General features: G+C 39.1%; 17 protein-coding genes, 1 riboswitch and 1 other annotated feature. Of the genes, 8 read left to right on the forward strand and 9 right to left on the reverse strand.

Annotation, left to right across the window (positions count from 1 at the left end; all coding sequences use genetic code 11):
- Positions 1–41 precede the first annotated feature (41 nt).
- A complete protein-coding gene (locus BR87_RS06940) occupies positions 42–1,019 on the reverse strand; it encodes an alpha-ketoacid dehydrogenase subunit beta (protein ID WP_035030282.1) in 978 nt (325 codons plus the stop codon).
- Between the two features lies 1 nt (position 1,020).
- Positions 1,021–2,016: a thiamine pyrophosphate-dependent dehydrogenase E1 component subunit alpha gene (locus BR87_RS06945; RefSeq protein WP_035030285.1), complete on the reverse strand. Its 996-nt coding sequence runs from the start codon at positions 2,014–2,016 to the stop codon at positions 1,021–1,023.
- A 393-nt stretch (positions 2,017–2,409) separates the two neighbouring features.
- On the opposite strand from BR87_RS06945, the gene BR87_RS06950 reads away from it, so the two are divergent.
- The 3 genes from BR87_RS06950 to yidA are packed head-to-tail and all read left to right on the forward strand — an operon-like array spanning position 2,410 to position 5,486.
- A complete protein-coding gene (locus tag BR87_RS06950) occupies positions 2,410–3,282 on the forward strand; it encodes a lipoate--protein ligase family protein (RefSeq protein ID WP_035030288.1) in 873 nt (290 codons plus the stop codon).
- Complete coding sequence (locus tag BR87_RS06955; RefSeq protein WP_035030291.1) at positions 3,279–4,664, forward strand: HD domain-containing protein; 1,386 nt, start codon at positions 3,279–3,281, stop codon at positions 4,662–4,664. Before BR87_RS06950 ends, BR87_RS06955 begins: the two co-directional genes overlap by 4 nt.
- A gap of 6 nt (positions 4,665–4,670) precedes the next feature.
- The gene (gene yidA / locus BR87_RS06960) at positions 4,671–5,486 is read left to right on the forward strand and encodes a sugar-phosphatase (protein ID WP_035030294.1); all 816 of its coding nucleotides are present in this window, start codon (positions 4,671–4,673) and stop codon (positions 5,484–5,486) included.
- Between the two features lie 68 nt (positions 5,487–5,554).
- Here yidA and BR87_RS06965 read toward each other — a convergent pair whose 3' ends face one another.
- On the reverse strand, positions 5,555–5,734 hold the full coding sequence (locus BR87_RS06965) for a 2-hydroxymuconate tautomerase (RefSeq protein WP_035030297.1): 180 nt from the start codon (positions 5,732–5,734) through the stop codon (positions 5,555–5,557).
- Positions 5,735–5,897: 163 nt separating this feature from the next.
- On the opposite strand from BR87_RS06965, the gene BR87_RS06970 reads away from it, so the two are divergent.
- Complete coding sequence (locus BR87_RS06970; protein WP_035030300.1) at positions 5,898–6,338, forward strand: organic hydroperoxide resistance protein; 441 nt, start codon at positions 5,898–5,900, stop codon at positions 6,336–6,338.
- Positions 6,339–6,366: 28 nt separating this feature from the next.
- Here the strand turns inward: BR87_RS06970 and BR87_RS06975 are convergent, their stop codons facing one another.
- Positions 6,367–6,819 (reverse strand): NUDIX hydrolase, encoded by a 453-nt coding sequence (locus BR87_RS06975; RefSeq protein WP_035030303.1) that lies wholly within the window; start codon positions 6,817–6,819, stop codon positions 6,367–6,369.
- 177 nt (positions 6,820–6,996) lie between these two features.
- Entirely contained in the window at positions 6,997–7,515 is a 519-nt protein-coding gene (locus BR87_RS06980; RefSeq protein WP_035030305.1) for a folate family ECF transporter S component, read from the reverse strand.
- A gap of 40 nt (positions 7,516–7,555) precedes the next feature.
- Positions 7,556–7,658: riboswitch (THF riboswitch) on the reverse strand.
- 173 nt (positions 7,659–7,831) lie between these two features.
- Positions 7,832–8,110 (forward strand) — a binding site (T-box leader).
- A gap of 383 nt (positions 8,111–8,493) precedes the next feature.
- On the opposite strand from BR87_RS06980, the gene BR87_RS06990 reads away from it, so the two are divergent.
- The 4 genes from BR87_RS06990 to BR87_RS07005 all read left to right on the forward strand — a co-directional run bounded on the left by BR87_RS06990 (position 8,494) and on the right by BR87_RS07005 (position 12,432).
- Positions 8,494–9,567 (forward strand): methionine ABC transporter ATP-binding protein, encoded by a 1,074-nt coding sequence (locus tag BR87_RS06990; protein WP_035030311.1) that lies wholly within the window; start codon positions 8,494–8,496, stop codon positions 9,565–9,567.
- 15 nt (positions 9,568–9,582) lie between these two features.
- Complete coding sequence (locus BR87_RS06995; RefSeq protein ID WP_035030314.1) at positions 9,583–10,263, forward strand: methionine ABC transporter permease; 681 nt, start codon at positions 9,583–9,585, stop codon at positions 10,261–10,263.
- Between the two features lie 92 nt (positions 10,264–10,355).
- On the forward strand, positions 10,356–11,180 hold the full coding sequence (locus tag BR87_RS07000; RefSeq protein ID WP_084683581.1) for a MetQ/NlpA family ABC transporter substrate-binding protein: 825 nt from the start codon (positions 10,356–10,358) through the stop codon (positions 11,178–11,180).
- Between the two features lie 55 nt (positions 11,181–11,235).
- Positions 11,236–12,432: an amidohydrolase gene (locus tag BR87_RS07005; RefSeq protein ID WP_035030317.1), complete on the forward strand. Its 1,197-nt coding sequence runs from the start codon at positions 11,236–11,238 to the stop codon at positions 12,430–12,432.
- Positions 12,433–12,479: 47 nt separating this feature from the next.
- On the opposite strand, the gene BR87_RS07010 is transcribed toward BR87_RS07005, so the two are convergent.
- The 4 genes from BR87_RS07010 to BR87_RS07025 all read right to left on the reverse strand — a co-directional run bounded on the left by BR87_RS07010 (position 12,480) and on the right by BR87_RS07025 (position 15,285).
- A complete protein-coding gene (locus BR87_RS07010) occupies positions 12,480–13,091 on the reverse strand; it encodes a hypothetical protein (RefSeq protein WP_035030320.1) in 612 nt (203 codons plus the stop codon).
- Between the two features lie 30 nt (positions 13,092–13,121).
- A complete protein-coding gene (locus BR87_RS07015) occupies positions 13,122–13,400 on the reverse strand; it encodes a ribosomal protein L7/L12 (RefSeq protein ID WP_035030324.1) in 279 nt (92 codons plus the stop codon).
- A gap of 177 nt (positions 13,401–13,577) precedes the next feature.
- Positions 13,578–13,754 (reverse strand): hypothetical protein, encoded by a 177-nt coding sequence (locus BR87_RS13185; RefSeq protein WP_169741137.1) that lies wholly within the window; start codon positions 13,752–13,754, stop codon positions 13,578–13,580.
- Between the two features lie 745 nt (positions 13,755–14,499).
- Positions 14,500–15,285: a hypothetical protein gene (locus tag BR87_RS07025; RefSeq protein WP_035030329.1), complete on the reverse strand. Its 786-nt coding sequence runs from the start codon at positions 15,283–15,285 to the stop codon at positions 14,500–14,502.
- Between the last annotated feature and the right edge of the window lie 209 nt (positions 15,286–15,494).

Genomic DNA, 15,494 nt, shown 5'->3' on the forward strand with positions numbered 1-15,494 from the left:
TTAGTTTTTTTGTTTGAACTGTTTTCTGTTTTCGCTCTTTCTTATTTCATCAACTGATGAGCTGCAATCAAAATATCTTCTACTTGAGGAATGGCCTGATGCTCTAATTCCTTTTGATACGGCATGGGAATGGCTTTTCCGCCTAATCGGTGAATCGGTTTTTTCAATGCATAGAAAGCTGAACTTTCTGCTACGATGCTGGCAATTTCCCCGCCAAATCCGCTGCGTTTCACTGCTTCATGCACAATCAATAAACGTCCTGTCTTTTGAACAGAGGCTAGAATCGTTTTAGTATCTAGCGGAACAAGTGTCCGCGGGTCGACTACTTCCAGAGAAATCCCCTCGGCTGCCAGCTGTTCTGCCGCAGCTAGGCTTTTTTGCACCATTATACCGGTTGCGACCACTGTAATGTCTTGTCCTGAACGTTTCACATCTGCTACTCCTAAAGGAATAACATATTTTTCTGCTGGTACATCTCCCATTAGCCGATAACTTAATTTATGCTCGTAAAACATGACCGGATTATTGTCTTCAATCGCTGCATGCAATAATCCTTTTGCATCGTAAGGCGTGGAAGGTTGGACTACTTTTAGTCCTGGAATATGAGCAGTCCAGTTTTCCAGACTTTGTGAGTGTTGAGCAGCATGTCCCGTGCCTGATCCGGCTGCTGTGCGCATGACTAAAGGAACAGAAACTTTTCCGCCATACATATAATGGATCTTGGCCGCTTGATTGACTAGTTGGTCCATTGCGATCGTAATAAAATCAGAAAATTGAATTTCAATGATCGGCCGCATCCCTGTCATCGCTGCTCCTACTGCTGCCCCTGCTAACGCACTTTCTGAAATAGGTGTATTGCGAATTCGTTCCGCTCCATACTTATTGAATAAGCCTTTAGTTGCACCAAATCCGCCGCCGTATAAAGCAATATCTTCTCCCATTAAAAAAACATGTTCATCTTCATCCAACGCTTCATCCAACGCTTCGGTGATAGCTGCTAAATAAGTGAGTTCCCGCATTTTACTCCTCCTCATCGGCGTATACATTTGTTTCCAAGTCTGCCAGTGAGGCATCTTCCATTTGCTCAGCAATTTGAATTGCTTGTTGTACCTTCAGCAAGCTTTCTTGTTTCCATTTATTCAAATCTGATTGGGTTGCCAAATTTGCGGCTAACAATTGCTGCTCTGCTACTATAATCGGGTCTTTTGCATACCAGGCAGTTTCTTCTTCTTTTGTCCGGTATTCACGCTGGTCTGACTTTGAATGGCCCCTGAAACGATAGGTCACCGCTTCTATCAATGTCGGGCCTTCGCCTTTTCGAGCTTTTTCAATTGCCGCATGAGTAGCGTCTATAACTTCAAGCCAATTATTGCCGTCAATTGTTTTCCCTTCAAATCCATAGCTTTCCGCCCGTTTGGACAAGTGAGAAATAGCAGTCATCTGGTGAATCGCACTGCTCATGCCATATTGGTTGTTTTCAATAAAAAAAATAACCGGCAATTGCCAAATGGCCGCTAAGTTTAGTGCTTCATGAAAACTTCCTTCATTGGTCGAACCGTCTCCTGCATAACACACTACAACATGATCAGTTTTCTGCATATGAGCTGTTAAAGCGGCCCCTACAGCGATCGGATAGCCGCCGCCGACAATTCCGTTCGACCCTAAATTCCCATTTTTATTGTCTGCAATGTGCATGCTGCCGCCTTTTCCTTGATTGGTTCCGCCTTTTTTCCCAAACAACTCGCCCATCATAGCTGCCATATCGGTTCCTTTAGCGATCGTGTTGCCGTGTCCTCGGTGAGTGGTGGTAATGTAATCAGTCGGTTTCAATAAATACCCGCTGCCGGCAGCAGTCGCTTCTTGGCCGATGGATAAATGAGTCGTGCCATGTATCTTTCCAGCTGCAAACAACTCTTCTACTTGTTCATCAAAATAGCGGATTTCCCACATTGTCCGGTATATATTTTCGAAATCTTCCTGTTCTAAACCAGCACGATTCGGCAAGCCTCGCTTCATTTTCCCCAGCTCTCCTTCCAATTCTTATTTAGCGTTCTTATTGTGTCTTAGTATAGCCCTTTTAAAGCAAGCTGGTCAATTGTTCCTGACCAGAAAAACAAGAACGTTCCAGGTTCGAATCGAATGGCGGTTAAGGACCATATGAATAGAAATCCAGACTACTTATGGCACATAAAAGGAGTTTAGGCACCGTATCCTTTATTTTTCTTCACACTTAAGGTCTGTATCAGGACTTTTAGGACCATATACCTGTAAATTCAAACCAGATATAGTCCTAAATCATTTCTTTCCGCTCAAATCAAACTCGTTACAAGAGTCTTTCTGAAAGTTTTCTGTAAATTTGCTATAATAAGGATATGAACGAATACGACTCTTAATAAAGGAAGTAGATTTATGTCTTCGATCGCTAAAAAAGACTTTTTAACTAACCAAACTTATGAATTATACGAGGCAGCAACGATGCCTTTTAAAAACCAAACCATTTCTCATTTTGCTTTAGCTGATAGCCTAATGACTCATATCGGCAAGCAACAACAGCCCGCTGCTTTGCATTTTTGGCCGACGCAAAATTTGGTGATTCTAGGGATGATGGATACTAAACTCCCCTATTTCTCAAATAGTATAAAGGTTATTCAATCTTATGGACAAGATTACATCGTTCGCAATTCGGGAGGATTAGCAGTGGTAGGAGACGCTGGAGTGTTAAATTTTTCTCTTGTTTTTCCTGAAGAACCAGACGATCGTATCAGTATTGATGAAGGTTACGATTACATGTTCCGCTTGATACAAGACGTTTTCAAAGAATACGATCAAACGATTGAGGCTTACGAAATTCCTGACTCCTACTGTCCAGGCGATTTTGATTTGAGTATCAACGGTAAGAAATTTGCCGGAATCGCGCAACGTCGGTTAAAAAACGGCGTGGCTATTATGATTTACCTAAGTGTCAATGGCGATCAGAAGCGACGAGCTCGCATGCTGCAAGAATTTTATACAGCGGGATTACAAGGCGAAACGGTTAAATGGCATTTTCCATCCATCGATCCAACTGTGATGGCAACGTTAGAAGAACTGCTTGGAGCTCCTTTTACCGTTGCTGAAGTACAAGAAAAAATCATTCAAACCTTACAAGACCGTCATTGTCTGGTCGTTCCAGGCACCTATACACCAGACATTTTAACCGTTTACGAAGAAAGCAAAGAAAAAATGATTCGCCGAAATCTGCAAATGCTAAAAGACGATGCGGAAAAGGAGCTGCTTACATGATATTTAAAGAAGATGCTGATCAATTATTACCAATCGAACAGGTTTTTCGTGACCCAGTCCATGATTATATCCATGTCCAGCACCAAGTCATTTTAGATCTGATCGGCACTCGTGAGTTTCAGCGTTTACGCCGGATCAAACAATTAGGCACTTCTTCTTTTACTTTTCACGGAGCTGAACATACCCGCTTTACACATTCATTAGGCGTTTATGAAATCGCTCGGCGGATTTGTGATAATTTCGCTCGTAATTTCCCTGAAAAAACTCCTGGAGACGGGGGCTGGGACGATTCAGAACGCTTAGTGGTCTTGTGTGCTGCTTTATTGCACGATATTGGACATGGACCTTACTCCCATACTTTCGAACGTATTTTTAAAACAGATCATGAAGCCATCACCGTGGAGATCATTATGTCTCCGCAAACAGAAGTTCATCAGATTTTAGCCAGTATTGCAGTTGATTTTCCTGAGAAAGTAGCGAGTGTCATTCAAAAAACCTATCCAAATCCGCAAGTCGTCCAATTGATTTCCAGTCAAATCGATGCCGATCGGATGGATTATCTATTGCGCGATGCTTACTTTACCGGTGTCAATTACGGTACATTTGATCTGACAAGAATATTGCGAGTTATTCGGCCTTACAAAGACGGCATTGCTTTTCAGATTTCAGGTATGCATGCGGTTGAAGATTATATTGTCAGTCGCTATCAAATGTACATGCAAGTTTATTTCCACCCTGTTTCACGCAGTATGGAAGTTATTTTAGATCATTTGTTAAAACGAGCTGAACTCTTGTATACCGACGCGGAAGTCCACTTAGAGCACTCGGCAAGTATCTTGATTCCTTTCTTTAACCAAACTTTTACTTTAGAAGATTATTTAAAATTGGATGACGGCGTTTTAAGTACCTACTTTACGCTTTGGCGAGACGAACAAGATGCTGTTTTAAGTGATTTAGCTACGCGCTTTCTGGACCGCAAACCCTTTAAGTCGGTTCATTTTTCCAGCCAGCAGGATCAAGTCACTTTACAAAAATTGATGGATTTAATCCAAGAAGCCGGTTATGATACAGATTACTACACAGCTATCAATAACAGTTATGATCTGCCTTATGATTTCTACCGCCCTAATCAAATCACTAACCGCACACAAATTGAACTGATGTATCAAGACGGCACTTTTATTGAGCTTTCTCAGGTCAGCGAAATCGTTTCTTCCTTGACCGGAAAAGTTCGCGGTGACGAACGGTTTTATTTTCCAAAAGAATTTTTAAAACCAAAAACAGAAAAAGAAGTTGATTTATTCGAACCGATTTACCAAGAGTTCAAACGCTACATTAAAAATGATGCAATCCGTCAACCCACTACCCCATTGGAGGAATAATATAAAATGAGTATCGAATTAATTGCCATTGATTTAGATGGCACCCTATTGACCAACGCAAAAACAATCAGCCCTAAAGTAAAAGCTACATTAGCTGAAGCAAAAGAAAAAGGCATTAAAATCGTATTGTGTACAGGACGGCCGCTGCCTGGTGTGAAAGACTATTTGAAAGAACTGAATTTGGAAGAAGAAGGCGATTATGTTATTACTTATAACGGTGCTTTGGTACAAAAAGCCCATGACGGCACAGCTATCGCTCATCACACGATGTCTTTTGACGACTTTTTAGAAATCGAAGCGATGAGCCGCAAAGTAGGCGTACATTGTCAAACATTAGATAAAGAAGCAATTTATACAGCTAATAAAGATATCAGCCCGTATACGATTAGAGAATCTTCATTGGTCAATATGCCGGTTAAATACCGCAGTGTTGAAGAAATGGACCCTGAGATCGTCATCAGCAAAATGATGATGATTGATGAACCCGCTATTTTAGACCGCGGCATTGCTCAATTCCCAGCAGAGTTTTATGAAAAATATACGATTTTAAAAAGTGAACCTTTCTATTTAGAAGTATTGAATAAAGCTGCCAGCAAAGGACAAGCCTTAAAAGATCTTGCTGGAATCTTAAACATTCCTCAACAAAATGTCATGGCGATTGGCGACAACGAAAATGACCGCGATATGATTGAATTTGCAGGTATGGGAGTAGCCATGGATAATGCCATTGACAGCATTAAAGAAGTCAGTGACCATGTCACAAAATCTAATGAGTCAGATGGGGTCGCCCACGTAATTGAAGAACTAGTATTTTCTAATTAAAAAAAGAAAAAAGTAAACAAAAGGCCGCCTCAAACTATTGAGACGGCCTTTTGTTTGGCTATTTTGTACTAGCCTAACAGCTTTCCATTATGAGCATAATTTTCCGGCTGCATTTCGTTGAGAATAACATGAACTTTTTCGCTCGGAGCTCCTGTATTTTTCACAACAGCTTCGGTTACTTCTTTAACCAAATTCGCTTTTTGTTCCGGTGTACGTCCTGCAACTAATTCGATATGAACAAACGGCATCATTTCTCCTCCTCTTTTTGGTGTTACTCCTTTATTTTAGCTTACTGGCGCAGCAAGATGAAGTCAATTATTATCTTAGCTTTTAAAGCGTTTTACTTGGGGTTTTTCACTTTCTTCTATATACTTGAGTTGTACGATCATATCAGAAAGGAGTTTTTCTTAAATGTCAGAATCTAAGGTTATGTATCAAACTACCGCTATCAACACCGGTGGACGTGACGGTGAAAGTCATTTGCCAGATAAATCCTTCTCAGTTCGTGTTTCAACTCCTAAAAAAATGGGTGGTCCTGGACAAGGAAGCAACCCTGAACAACTTTTTGCACTCGGCTATAGCGCTTGTTTTAATTCAGCTCTGGAACATAAAATGAAAGAAGAAAACGTCAGTGGTAAAACACAAGTAACGACTACCATTGAATTGCTTTCAGACCCAACAGATAATGGATTCAAATTAGCTGCTAAAATGGAAGTTGGTATCGAAGGCAAAGACTTAACAGAAACTCAAGAACTAGCTGATAAAGCTCATACTTTTTGCCCTTACTCGAAAGCAACAAAAGGCAACATCGATGTAACGGTTACTGCAGTCGAATATAAAGAAGATAACTAACTAAAAACTGATTGGGCAATATGCCCAATCAGTTTTTTTTATCCATTTTCATCCATTGCTCAACTGCCCAGCGATGGCTGCCTCGTTTTAATTTTTTTAACGCTTCAGGCACTGTCATCCAGGTCAATTCATTAAAATCTTCCAAGGGTTCACTGACTTTTTCCCATGCATCAATGACATAAAAATAAGCGGGGTTATGATAGTACTGCTTTCGGTGAGTAGAGTAAAAATAATCTTCTGCATCACCTAAATGCTGCCCTATTTCAATCCGACAGCCTAGTTCTTCCATTGATTCTCGTTGCAGCGTTTCTTCATTTGTTTCTTGTTTTTCCTTTTCTCCGCCTGGTAACAGATAAGAGCCGTTAGGAGGTGAAACAACTAATATTTTCTTTTTTTCAGGGTCAGATAGAATACCATATACTCCAATGCGGATTTGATAGTGTTCTTTTTCTTTTTTCACGCCAAAAGTATGAGTAATCATAAAGGGCCCCTCCGATTGTTATTTTTTCTCATCTTTTTTTAATCAGTTTAGCTTTTTTTAATAAAAGTGTCAATTTAATTCAGCAAATTGATTGTCTTCTATCCTAAAATAAGGCCAAAAAGTTAGAAAAACCTCCAGCTTTTTGGCCTTACTATTCACGTATCCATCAATTGTTCATTATTCGATTCTAGTTGCTTTTCGCAAGGTTTTATTTTGCAACACGAAATACAACAAAGCAATATCGACAGGCGCCAATACCAAGTTTTGGATAAATCGTGCCGGGAAAATAACATAAATGGCTTTATCTAACAAGATGGTCAACCACAATGTATTCAATCCTAAGTTAACAAAAACCGTTACTAATAAGATCGCAAGTACTACACGACCAAGGGTTTTAGGCTTCTTATATAAAACCAGCCCATAAATAACGCCTCCTAAAAAAGCCGATAATGTAAAGCCAGGGAAATAGAGGGCTACTTTTGGAAACAGCATGATTCCCATAAAGTCCGCTAGTGCTGCAGCAACTCCAGCAATCCAAGGACCATACAGCATGGCGATGATCGCAACAGGCAGAAAGCCAAACCCGATTCGAACGATTGGCGTTTCAATAGCGACGAAGCGCGTTAATATAATGTCGAGTGCCATCAACAAGCCGATAATTGAAATACTTCTGGCATCAAACTTTTTTTTGTTCATTTTGAAGATCTCCTCTTAAGAGCTCCCCACATAAAAACTATGCAGCGAATGCAGAAACAAAACCGCAAATTGCCGAAACAATTTTTCGTCTGAGGGCAACATCCCATCCCTGCAGCACTTAACGCTTCATTTCCTACTCTGATTTATTTGACGATTAAATAGTCTGTTTTATCGCCATCACCCACTATAGCATGCTTTTCTTTTTCCTGCCAATACAACTTCCTTTTTCCTTTCCCTCATTTTAATTTCATCGAATTATCATTTTAGTGTTGACATTCTCATTTTAGCTCTGTATATTTAAAAGCAAGATAACGAAACAAACACTACGAAAAGAAGAGTACGTTCCGACAACACTTTTTAGAGAACCCTGCACGATGCTGAAAAAGGGTAAGGAAGTCGAACCGAAGATGGTCTTGGAGTGGCATAGGCGACTAAATGAAAAAATCATTTTTAAGCTTATGTCGGGAGCACCCGTTACAGTGCCTCAGCTACAAAAAGATGCAAGAATCTTTTTTAGACTGAATGAGGTAAAATCAGTGATGGTTTTACGAACTAAGGTGGTAACACGAAGCAGCTAATAGCTTTCGTCCTTAAAAAGAACCGATAACCGGCTTCTTTTTAAGGACTTTTTTTATTTCAACTAAATAGAACCAAACGCAATGACGAGAAAAGTAATTCTATGCAGCGTAACAACAGAGAGCCTGGCAGCTGAAAACAGGTTTGCAATGCACAGAAAGAAAATGGCCTCTGAGCGGCATACCAAGTATCTTTAGAGATATTAGGCTATCATGGGCGGCACCCATTACAGTGCCCGAGTATCGGAATACTTTTATTCCCGTACTTTACGAGGGATTAGTTGCGAAGCTAATCTAAACAAAGGTGGTAACACGAATGGTCAAACGTTCGTCCTTTAATCTGGTACAACTGGATTAAGGACGAGCGTTTTTTATTTTTATATCAACTAAAGGAGGACATAACATGATTTCATTACAACAAGTCAGTGTCACATTTGAAAGCAAAGAGCAAACGATTTCTGCAGTACAAGATGTTTCTTTATCCATTCAGAAAGGAGAAGTTTTTGGGATCGTTGGATACAGTGGTGCAGGAAAAAGCACACTCGTCCGGACAATCAACTTATTGCAGCGGCCAACTGCTGGTTCTGTCATCGTAGGAGATCAAGATTTATTGCAATTAAAGCCGAAAGAATTAAGGAAAGCCCGAAAGAAAATTGGAATGATTTTTCAACACTTTAACTTGATGGCTTCACGAACCATTGCAGAAAATGTTGCTTATCCTTTGAGGAAGTCGGGACTGTCAAAAACTGAAATGGCGAAGCGTGTGGCAGAATTATTGGCTTTAGTCGGTTTGTCCGATAAAAGTCAGGCTTATCCTTCCCAGCTTTCTGGTGGTCAAAAACAACGGGTCGCCATTGCTCGCTCATTGGCGAATGATCCAGAAGTGCTGCTTTGTGATGAAGCTACCAGCGCACTTGATCCAAAGACTACACTTTCCATTTTAGAATTATTGAAAGAACTGAATCAGCGTTTAGGTTTGACGATCGTCATCATCACTCATGAAATGCAAGTCGTGAAAGAAATTTGTCATCGAGTTGCCGTGATGGAAAATGGGCATGTGATTGAATCCAACGATATCGTTTCTATTTTCACCGATCCTAAAGAACAGCTGACGAAAGAATTTATCAGTACGGCTACTCATCTTGATCAAGCATTAGAAAACGTACTTAAACACCCTACTCTCTTAAACTTACAAGCAAATGACCAATTGGCGAATATTTCTTATGTCGGAGACAGTACGAGTGAACCGCTGATTGCAGCTTTATCGCTTCGTTTCGGCGTTGCGACTAATATTATTTTTGGAAATGTTGAGTTTTTACAAGATACCCCTGTCGGAAACTTGGTCGTTGTTTTTTCAGGAGAATCTGCTCAGCAAGAAAAGGCCATTCATTATTTGAAATCACAGAATGTCAGAGTTGCTATTATCAATCACCAACAAAAAATTATTCAATTCAAAAAAGAAGCAGCAGCTATTTAAAAGGAGGACTAAATCATGACTACTTTTTTTTCAACCTATTTTAAAAATGTATTAGTATTAAAAAACGAAATTATTGAAAGTACCCTTGAAACCCTGTATATGGCCGGTGTGACTGCTTTGATTGCTGGTATCTTAGGTATCTCGCTAGGTGTTGTTTTAGTGGTAACGGATGAAAACGGCATTTTAAAAAATACGTTCATTTATCGATTTTTAGATAATATTGTCAATACTTTCCGTTCACTGCCTTTTATTATTTTACTGGCATTAGTCGTTCCCTTGACGCGCTTATTAGTTCATACTTCGATTGGCACGACCGCCGCACTTGTTCCGTTGGTGATTGGGACCGTTCCTTTTTACGCTCGACAAATCCAAGTTGCCCTTTTAGAAGTTGATCCGGGAGTTATCGAAGCGGCCCAGTCGATGGGATCCAGCCCATTAGAAATCATCTTTCGTGTCTATTTGAAAGAAGGACTGACCTCAATTATCCGGGTTTCTGCTCTAACCATTATCAATGTGATCGGACTAACGACTATGGCTGGTGCTATTGGCGGAGGAGGTTTAGGCAATTTAGCGATTGCTCGCGGCTATAATCGCTATCAAAATGACGTCACTTTAGTGGCGACTTTAATTATTTTAGTCATCGTCTTTATCAGCCAATTTATTGGAAACCAATTAGTCAAAAAAACATCCCATTAACAAGAAAAGCGGGACAAGCCCGCACTGACTCGAAAGAAATTTAGGAAATCGCATTCAACCAAAAAAATAGAACAAAAAAGGAGAAACAACACATGAAAAATATTAAAAAAGTCTTGTTCGGTTCATTATTACTAGCAGGGATACTTTTTACAACAGCTTGTGGAAATCAAAAAGCTGATGGATCAGAAAAAACAACCGTTAAATTAGGCGTTGTCGGGGAAGTCAACGAACCTTGGGAATATGTGAAGGAACAACTGGCAGCTGATAATATTGACCTGGAAATCATTAAGTTTTCAGACTATGCAACACCCAACACTGCATTAGCAGAAGGCGAACTAGACCTGAATTCTTTTCAGACTAAAATCTTTTTAGATGCTTTTAATGACGACCGTAACGAAACTCTAACAGTTATCGCAAATACCGTGATTGCACCTTTAGGAATTTATTCTTCTAAATTAAAAGATGTCAGTGAAATCAAAGCGAATGATACTATTGCCATTCCAAATGATGTTTCTAACGAAGGTCGGGCTTTATTACTCTTACAAACAGCTGGTTTGATTGAAGTTGATCCAACTAAAGGTCAAATCCCAGTAATTGAAGACATTACTTCTAACCCTTTGAATTTAAAGTTTGAAGCACTTGATTCTTCCCAGACAGCACGAGCTCTTGAGGACGTAGCAGCTTCTGTGATCAATAGCGGCATGGCCGTTGATGCTGGTTTTATTCCTACTGAAGATGCAATATTTCTTGAGCCTGTAACGGAAGAATCGGATCCTTATTTCAATGTGATTGCCGCTCGCGAAGAAGATAAAGACAACGAGATCTATCAAAAGATAGTCGCTGCTTATCAATCAGACGGTACGAAAAAAGTGATCGAAGACACTTCTAAAGGTTCATCTATTCCAGTTTGGAAATAACGTGCTCTTTTCTCCCTGCTTCATAAAAAATATAAAATTTGAAAGGATGATTTTCATGACCACTACATTGACCAGTTCAACCATTAAAGAAGAAGTCCAACAAGGAGCCGAAGACGTCATTGCTTTACGCCGCTACTTCCACCAACACCCTGAACCGAGTTTAAAAGAATATGAAACCATCAAACGCATTAAAGAAGAACTAGATATATTGGCCATTCCTTATGAAGCAGTCGGCGAAACCGGTGCTATCGGAACAATCGTTGGCGGTAAAGGACCTGGAAAAACTCTTTTACTGCGAGCCGATATCGATGCATTAGAATTAGAAGACGCCAAAGACAAACCCTATAAATCTAAAAATCAAGGATTGCACCATGCTTGTGGGCATGATGGTCATGCCTCCGCTTTATTAGGAGCAGCCAAAATCTTGAAACAACATGAAGCAGATTTTTACGGAACGATCAAACTGGCTTTTCAACAAGCCGAAGAAATCGGAGCCGGTGCACGCCAATTTGTAGCAGGCGGATTTGTTGAAGGAGTCGATCAAGTTTTTGGTCTTCATTTAGATTCATCCGTCGAAACCGGAAAAGTCGTAGCAACGGTTGGTCCAACCAATGCTTCTTGTGATATCTTTTCGATCACCGTCCACGGCGAAAGCGGACATGCTGCACGTCCTGATTTGGGACGTGACGCTTTATTGACCGCTGCAGCAATCACCGTCGAACTGCAAAGTATTGTCGGGCGTGAAGTCAGTCCGTTAGACAATGTCGTGGTAGCTGTCGGCGTTTTAAAAGCTGGAACACGCTACAATATCATTGCGAATGAAGCCACACTGGAAGGTACAGTTCGGACATTTAGCCATGAAACACGCCAGTTTGTATTAGAAGCTGTTGAACGTATTGCACGTGACGTTGCAAAAGCGCATCGCACAACGATTGAATTTAAAAATTATGATGCAGCTGCTCCGCTGATCAATCATCCCACGGCCACAAATCGTGCCGCTCGCATTGGCGCTGAAATGGTCGGCGAAGAAAATGTCATCAGAGACAACGAAAAAAGCTTAGGAGCAGATGACTTTGCGGACTTCTTAGCCGTTGCTGAAGGAGTTTATGCACGTGTCGGCACGAAAAATCCTGAAGATCCGGATACGTGGTACGGCCATCATCACGAAAACTTTGATATTGATGAGCGCGGCTTAGCTATTGCTACTGAATTACATGTCAATTATGCTTTAGATTATTTAAACGACCTTTAATCCTCACAAATAACCCGCCATTCTCTATAGAGTGACGGGTTGTTTTTTCATCCTAATTCAATTGAAAATTCAAAACCTTTTCCTGTTGGAATCTCTGTAAAGGACCCTCCAGACTCTTTGAAAAGCAATTCAATTCCAGTAATATCATCCGGCAAAGCAGGTGAAACGACGTAACTATAACTCATATGCCCAGGTATCCCACCTCCTCCATCTGAATGACAAACGTATGTATCATCAATAGATAAGTCAAAAAAATCAGGACTACGGCTATTATCAAAAGTATCTTTATTCGGTTCATCCCAATCTAAATACAAATACACCATACTAGCATTAGCATATTGCCGAATAAAAGATACTGTATACATCATTCCTTCATGTTCAATAGATTTAAGTATGGGTAAATATTTTCTAAATTCAACAGGCACAACAGTTGGCTCAAACTTATTCTCTATTTCCATTGTTGCAAAAAGCACTTGTAAATATTCTTCTTGAAATCTATATTCATCAGCCAAACTAGAAATCACCTTTTCAGACGGTAAAATTGAATTATTTTTTGAAATTTTTTTTCGTTGATTTAACAACTCGCAAATTTTTTTGTCAATTGAGAAAAGCTGTTCATTATATTGTTCAGTTAATCCTTCAGCTGGTCCAAAATCCATAGCTAATTCCTCCCTTTTTATCCCTATAATTTATTCACTTAAAGAGTCAATATATTGCTTAGCCTCAACTAGTCCTGCTCCAGTAGCAGTTCGATATTCTTTAATCGCTTTAATTTTTTCCCCTTTTGAAATGAGTTCTAAAATGCTATTTTTTAGTTCATCATTTATCGGATCAGGCACATTAACTTGTTTAGCAATAGCATTTAATGTGGTGTTCATACGAGCCATATCCTCTTTTAATTGACTGATTTTTGACATTAAAAGCAACACTACTCCTACCATCAGCAGCCACATCGCTAATTCACTCATCTTCTCACTCCTATACTTAAACATTGTCATTTAAATTACTTCCTCATTTATCTCCAAAGATAGGCTACTTGATCATAACATTATATTATCTAGAAATAAGAAAATAAGGATATTAGTTTTTAACTTATTTACTGTTTCTTGCTTAACTCATATGCTTATGGGTATATACGACAAAGTTTATCTTTTTAGTAAGATAGACAAATAATAAGAGAAACCCAAAAGCATACCCCAATATAAGAAACTCAAAAAAACTCCTAAACCGCTAACCGGAATAATACTATTCACAATGGGATTAAAAATGATATCAAGCGCAATAAAATTTAACATAGTTTGAACCACAGTCTTTATAGACATTTTCGAATCCTCCATTAAGTAGATAAAAAACAATAATATTTCTATAAGAAAGAAAAGAACAAACTGTTTAAGCCAATCCATGCACGCTCATAGAAGGTCTTTCTGTTTTTATCAGCGTAATCATTTTATAATTTCCTTGCCGAACTCAAGCTTCGTTTTTCATTAAAATAGTAAAATTTCCAGTTCCGCCTTTTTATATAGGGTGACTTGTCTCCATAAAATGTTTCTTTTTAATTAATAGAGAATTATTATTTATTTACTAACTATAAACAACAGTAGTTTTTGCATTATCATTGTACCATATGTTAAAGGAAAGGATTCGATATGAACAAAATGTTATTTTACTTCCCAAAGATAAAATTATCTCCTTTTTTTCTTCTAAATTACTTATTAAAAAAGTCGGACTCACTTCTATTATAGAGCTATACCTGCTCCTTCTTTACTCTGCGATTCTGAATGAAAAAGCAGCTTATTCCCAAAACGACAAAGACCAGGAAAACAAAGACTAGTATAGCATTTTTCTCTGTAGGATAAGGTACCAGGGGATCTCCAGATAGTAAACTTGCTAAGACAGAAGCTGGTATAAGTGTCATTAACAGTATATTCAATAGAGGGCTAAATAAAATGGTGATCGGTTTAGCTAACATCTTTCCGATACCGTAAAGAACCACGCCGACGATTTGCACGATCATACCCTGCTAAACAGTTCTGGTGTCACTTTCATCTTATTCCTATCCAACGTTCTCTACACTGGAAAACGTATGTAGCGTTTTTGCTTGGCAATGCCTGCTTCTAAATCATGTCTAGCTTTTTCAAGGTTTAGCTCCACCATTCTTTCAGCATCTTCGTCAACGATCAACCCTAATGAATGGATATTGCTTTCCAATTCAACTACATCTCCGGCTATTTTCTTAACAAATATTTTTTGATTACCGGAAAGTTTTTTCCATTCCTTGGTTGTTTCTAAATAAGCAGCATAAGCCCGAATCCCTTCATTTTGCTCTGCTAAAATGCTGAGAGTTTCAAGTTGATATAAATTGACCCAGTTAGCTGTTTCAATTCCTTTATCAATGTCTTGATCAGTCAGTTCTCCTCTTACCAGTAATGCATCATAATAATTTTGAAAATCGATAACCAAACTATTGAACTTTTTTTGCATTTCCCACAGATTTTTGTATGCTTCATGACCTGCCACCGCATTTAAATTGTCTGTATTTACCGGGATTTCTAAAGGTTTTATATAATAATCAGAATCTATCTTCAAATGGTCTCCGCCAACACTAAATATATTGCTGCTAACATCAGCAAATAACGATAACGAAGATTGTGCAATGTAAGCTTCTTCTTTGTCCTCTTCTCCCATTGGTGACAAATAAGCCGATGCAACAGGTTGATTCTTTATCGTAAATCCGGCCATATAGTATGGTTTATCGTTTACTATCCGATATATCGGATTAACAAATACCCCTTCGTACCACTTTTTATACTTCTTCACTTTACGCATTAATACTTTTTCAGTTGCTTTATCCATAGTTCCTCCTTCTAGCTGGTTAAGTTTTTGCCTTCTTTACTTTTTTGGAAGTTTTAGCATAAAACTTCATCTTCTGGTTAATTATGTATTTCTTTGAAAAAATAGTACCATATCTTTGACTGCAAAGCCTAACGATAGCCTTTTACCCGTTTTCGAAAAACACAAAAATCTCCGCTTAAGCAGCGGCACAACTTATCTTGCATGTGCCT

The sequence above is a fragment of the Carnobacterium mobile DSM 4848 genome (genome assembly GCF_000744825.1).
Classification (GTDB): Bacteria; Bacillota; Bacilli; order Lactobacillales; family Carnobacteriaceae; genus Carnobacterium_A; species Carnobacterium_A mobile.

What these genes read in the sequence shown, in the direction of transcription:
- BR87_RS06940 (WP_035030282.1), bottom strand. Translation starts at nt 1,019, where the DNA reads ATGCGGGAACTCACTTATTTAGCAGCTATCACCGAAGCGTTGGATGAA.
- BR87_RS06945 (WP_035030285.1), bottom strand. Translation starts at nt 2,016, where the DNA reads ATGAAGCGAGGCTTGCCGAATCGTGCTGGTTTAGAACAGGAAGATTTC.
- BR87_RS06950 (WP_035030288.1), top strand. Translation starts at nt 2,410, where the DNA reads ATGTCTTCGATCGCTAAAAAAGACTTTTTAACTAACCAAACTTATGAA.
- BR87_RS06955 (WP_035030291.1), top strand. Translation starts at nt 3,279, where the DNA reads ATGATATTTAAAGAAGATGCTGATCAATTATTACCAATCGAACAGGTT.
- yidA (WP_035030294.1), top strand. Translation starts at nt 4,671, where the DNA reads ATGAGTATCGAATTAATTGCCATTGATTTAGATGGCACCCTATTGACC.
- BR87_RS06965 (WP_035030297.1), bottom strand. Translation starts at nt 5,734, where the DNA reads ATGCCGTTTGTTCATATCGAATTAGTTGCAGGACGTACACCGGAACAA.
- BR87_RS06970 (WP_035030300.1), top strand. Translation starts at nt 5,898, where the DNA reads ATGTCAGAATCTAAGGTTATGTATCAAACTACCGCTATCAACACCGGT.
- BR87_RS06975 (WP_035030303.1), bottom strand. Translation starts at nt 6,819, where the DNA reads ATGATTACTCATACTTTTGGCGTGAAAAAAGAAAAAGAACACTATCAA.
- BR87_RS06980 (WP_035030305.1), bottom strand. Translation starts at nt 7,515, where the DNA reads ATGAACAAAAAAAAGTTTGATGCCAGAAGTATTTCAATTATCGGCTTG.
- BR87_RS06990 (WP_035030311.1), top strand. Translation starts at nt 8,494, where the DNA reads ATGATTTCATTACAACAAGTCAGTGTCACATTTGAAAGCAAAGAGCAA.
- BR87_RS06995 (WP_035030314.1), top strand. Translation starts at nt 9,583, where the DNA reads ATGACTACTTTTTTTTCAACCTATTTTAAAAATGTATTAGTATTAAAA.
- BR87_RS07000 (WP_084683581.1), top strand. Translation starts at nt 10,356, where the DNA reads ATGAAAAATATTAAAAAAGTCTTGTTCGGTTCATTATTACTAGCAGGG.
- BR87_RS07005 (WP_035030317.1), top strand. Translation starts at nt 11,236, where the DNA reads ATGACCACTACATTGACCAGTTCAACCATTAAAGAAGAAGTCCAACAA.
- BR87_RS07010 (WP_035030320.1), bottom strand. Translation starts at nt 13,091, where the DNA reads ATGGATTTTGGACCAGCTGAAGGATTAACTGAACAATATAATGAACAG.
- BR87_RS07015 (WP_035030324.1), bottom strand. Translation starts at nt 13,400, where the DNA reads ATGAGTGAATTAGCGATGTGGCTGCTGATGGTAGGAGTAGTGTTGCTT.
- BR87_RS13185 (WP_169741137.1), bottom strand. Translation starts at nt 13,754, where the DNA reads ATGTCTATAAAGACTGTGGTTCAAACTATGTTAAATTTTATTGCGCTT.
- BR87_RS07025 (WP_035030329.1), bottom strand. Translation starts at nt 15,285, where the DNA reads ATGGATAAAGCAACTGAAAAAGTATTAATGCGTAAAGTGAAGAAGTAT.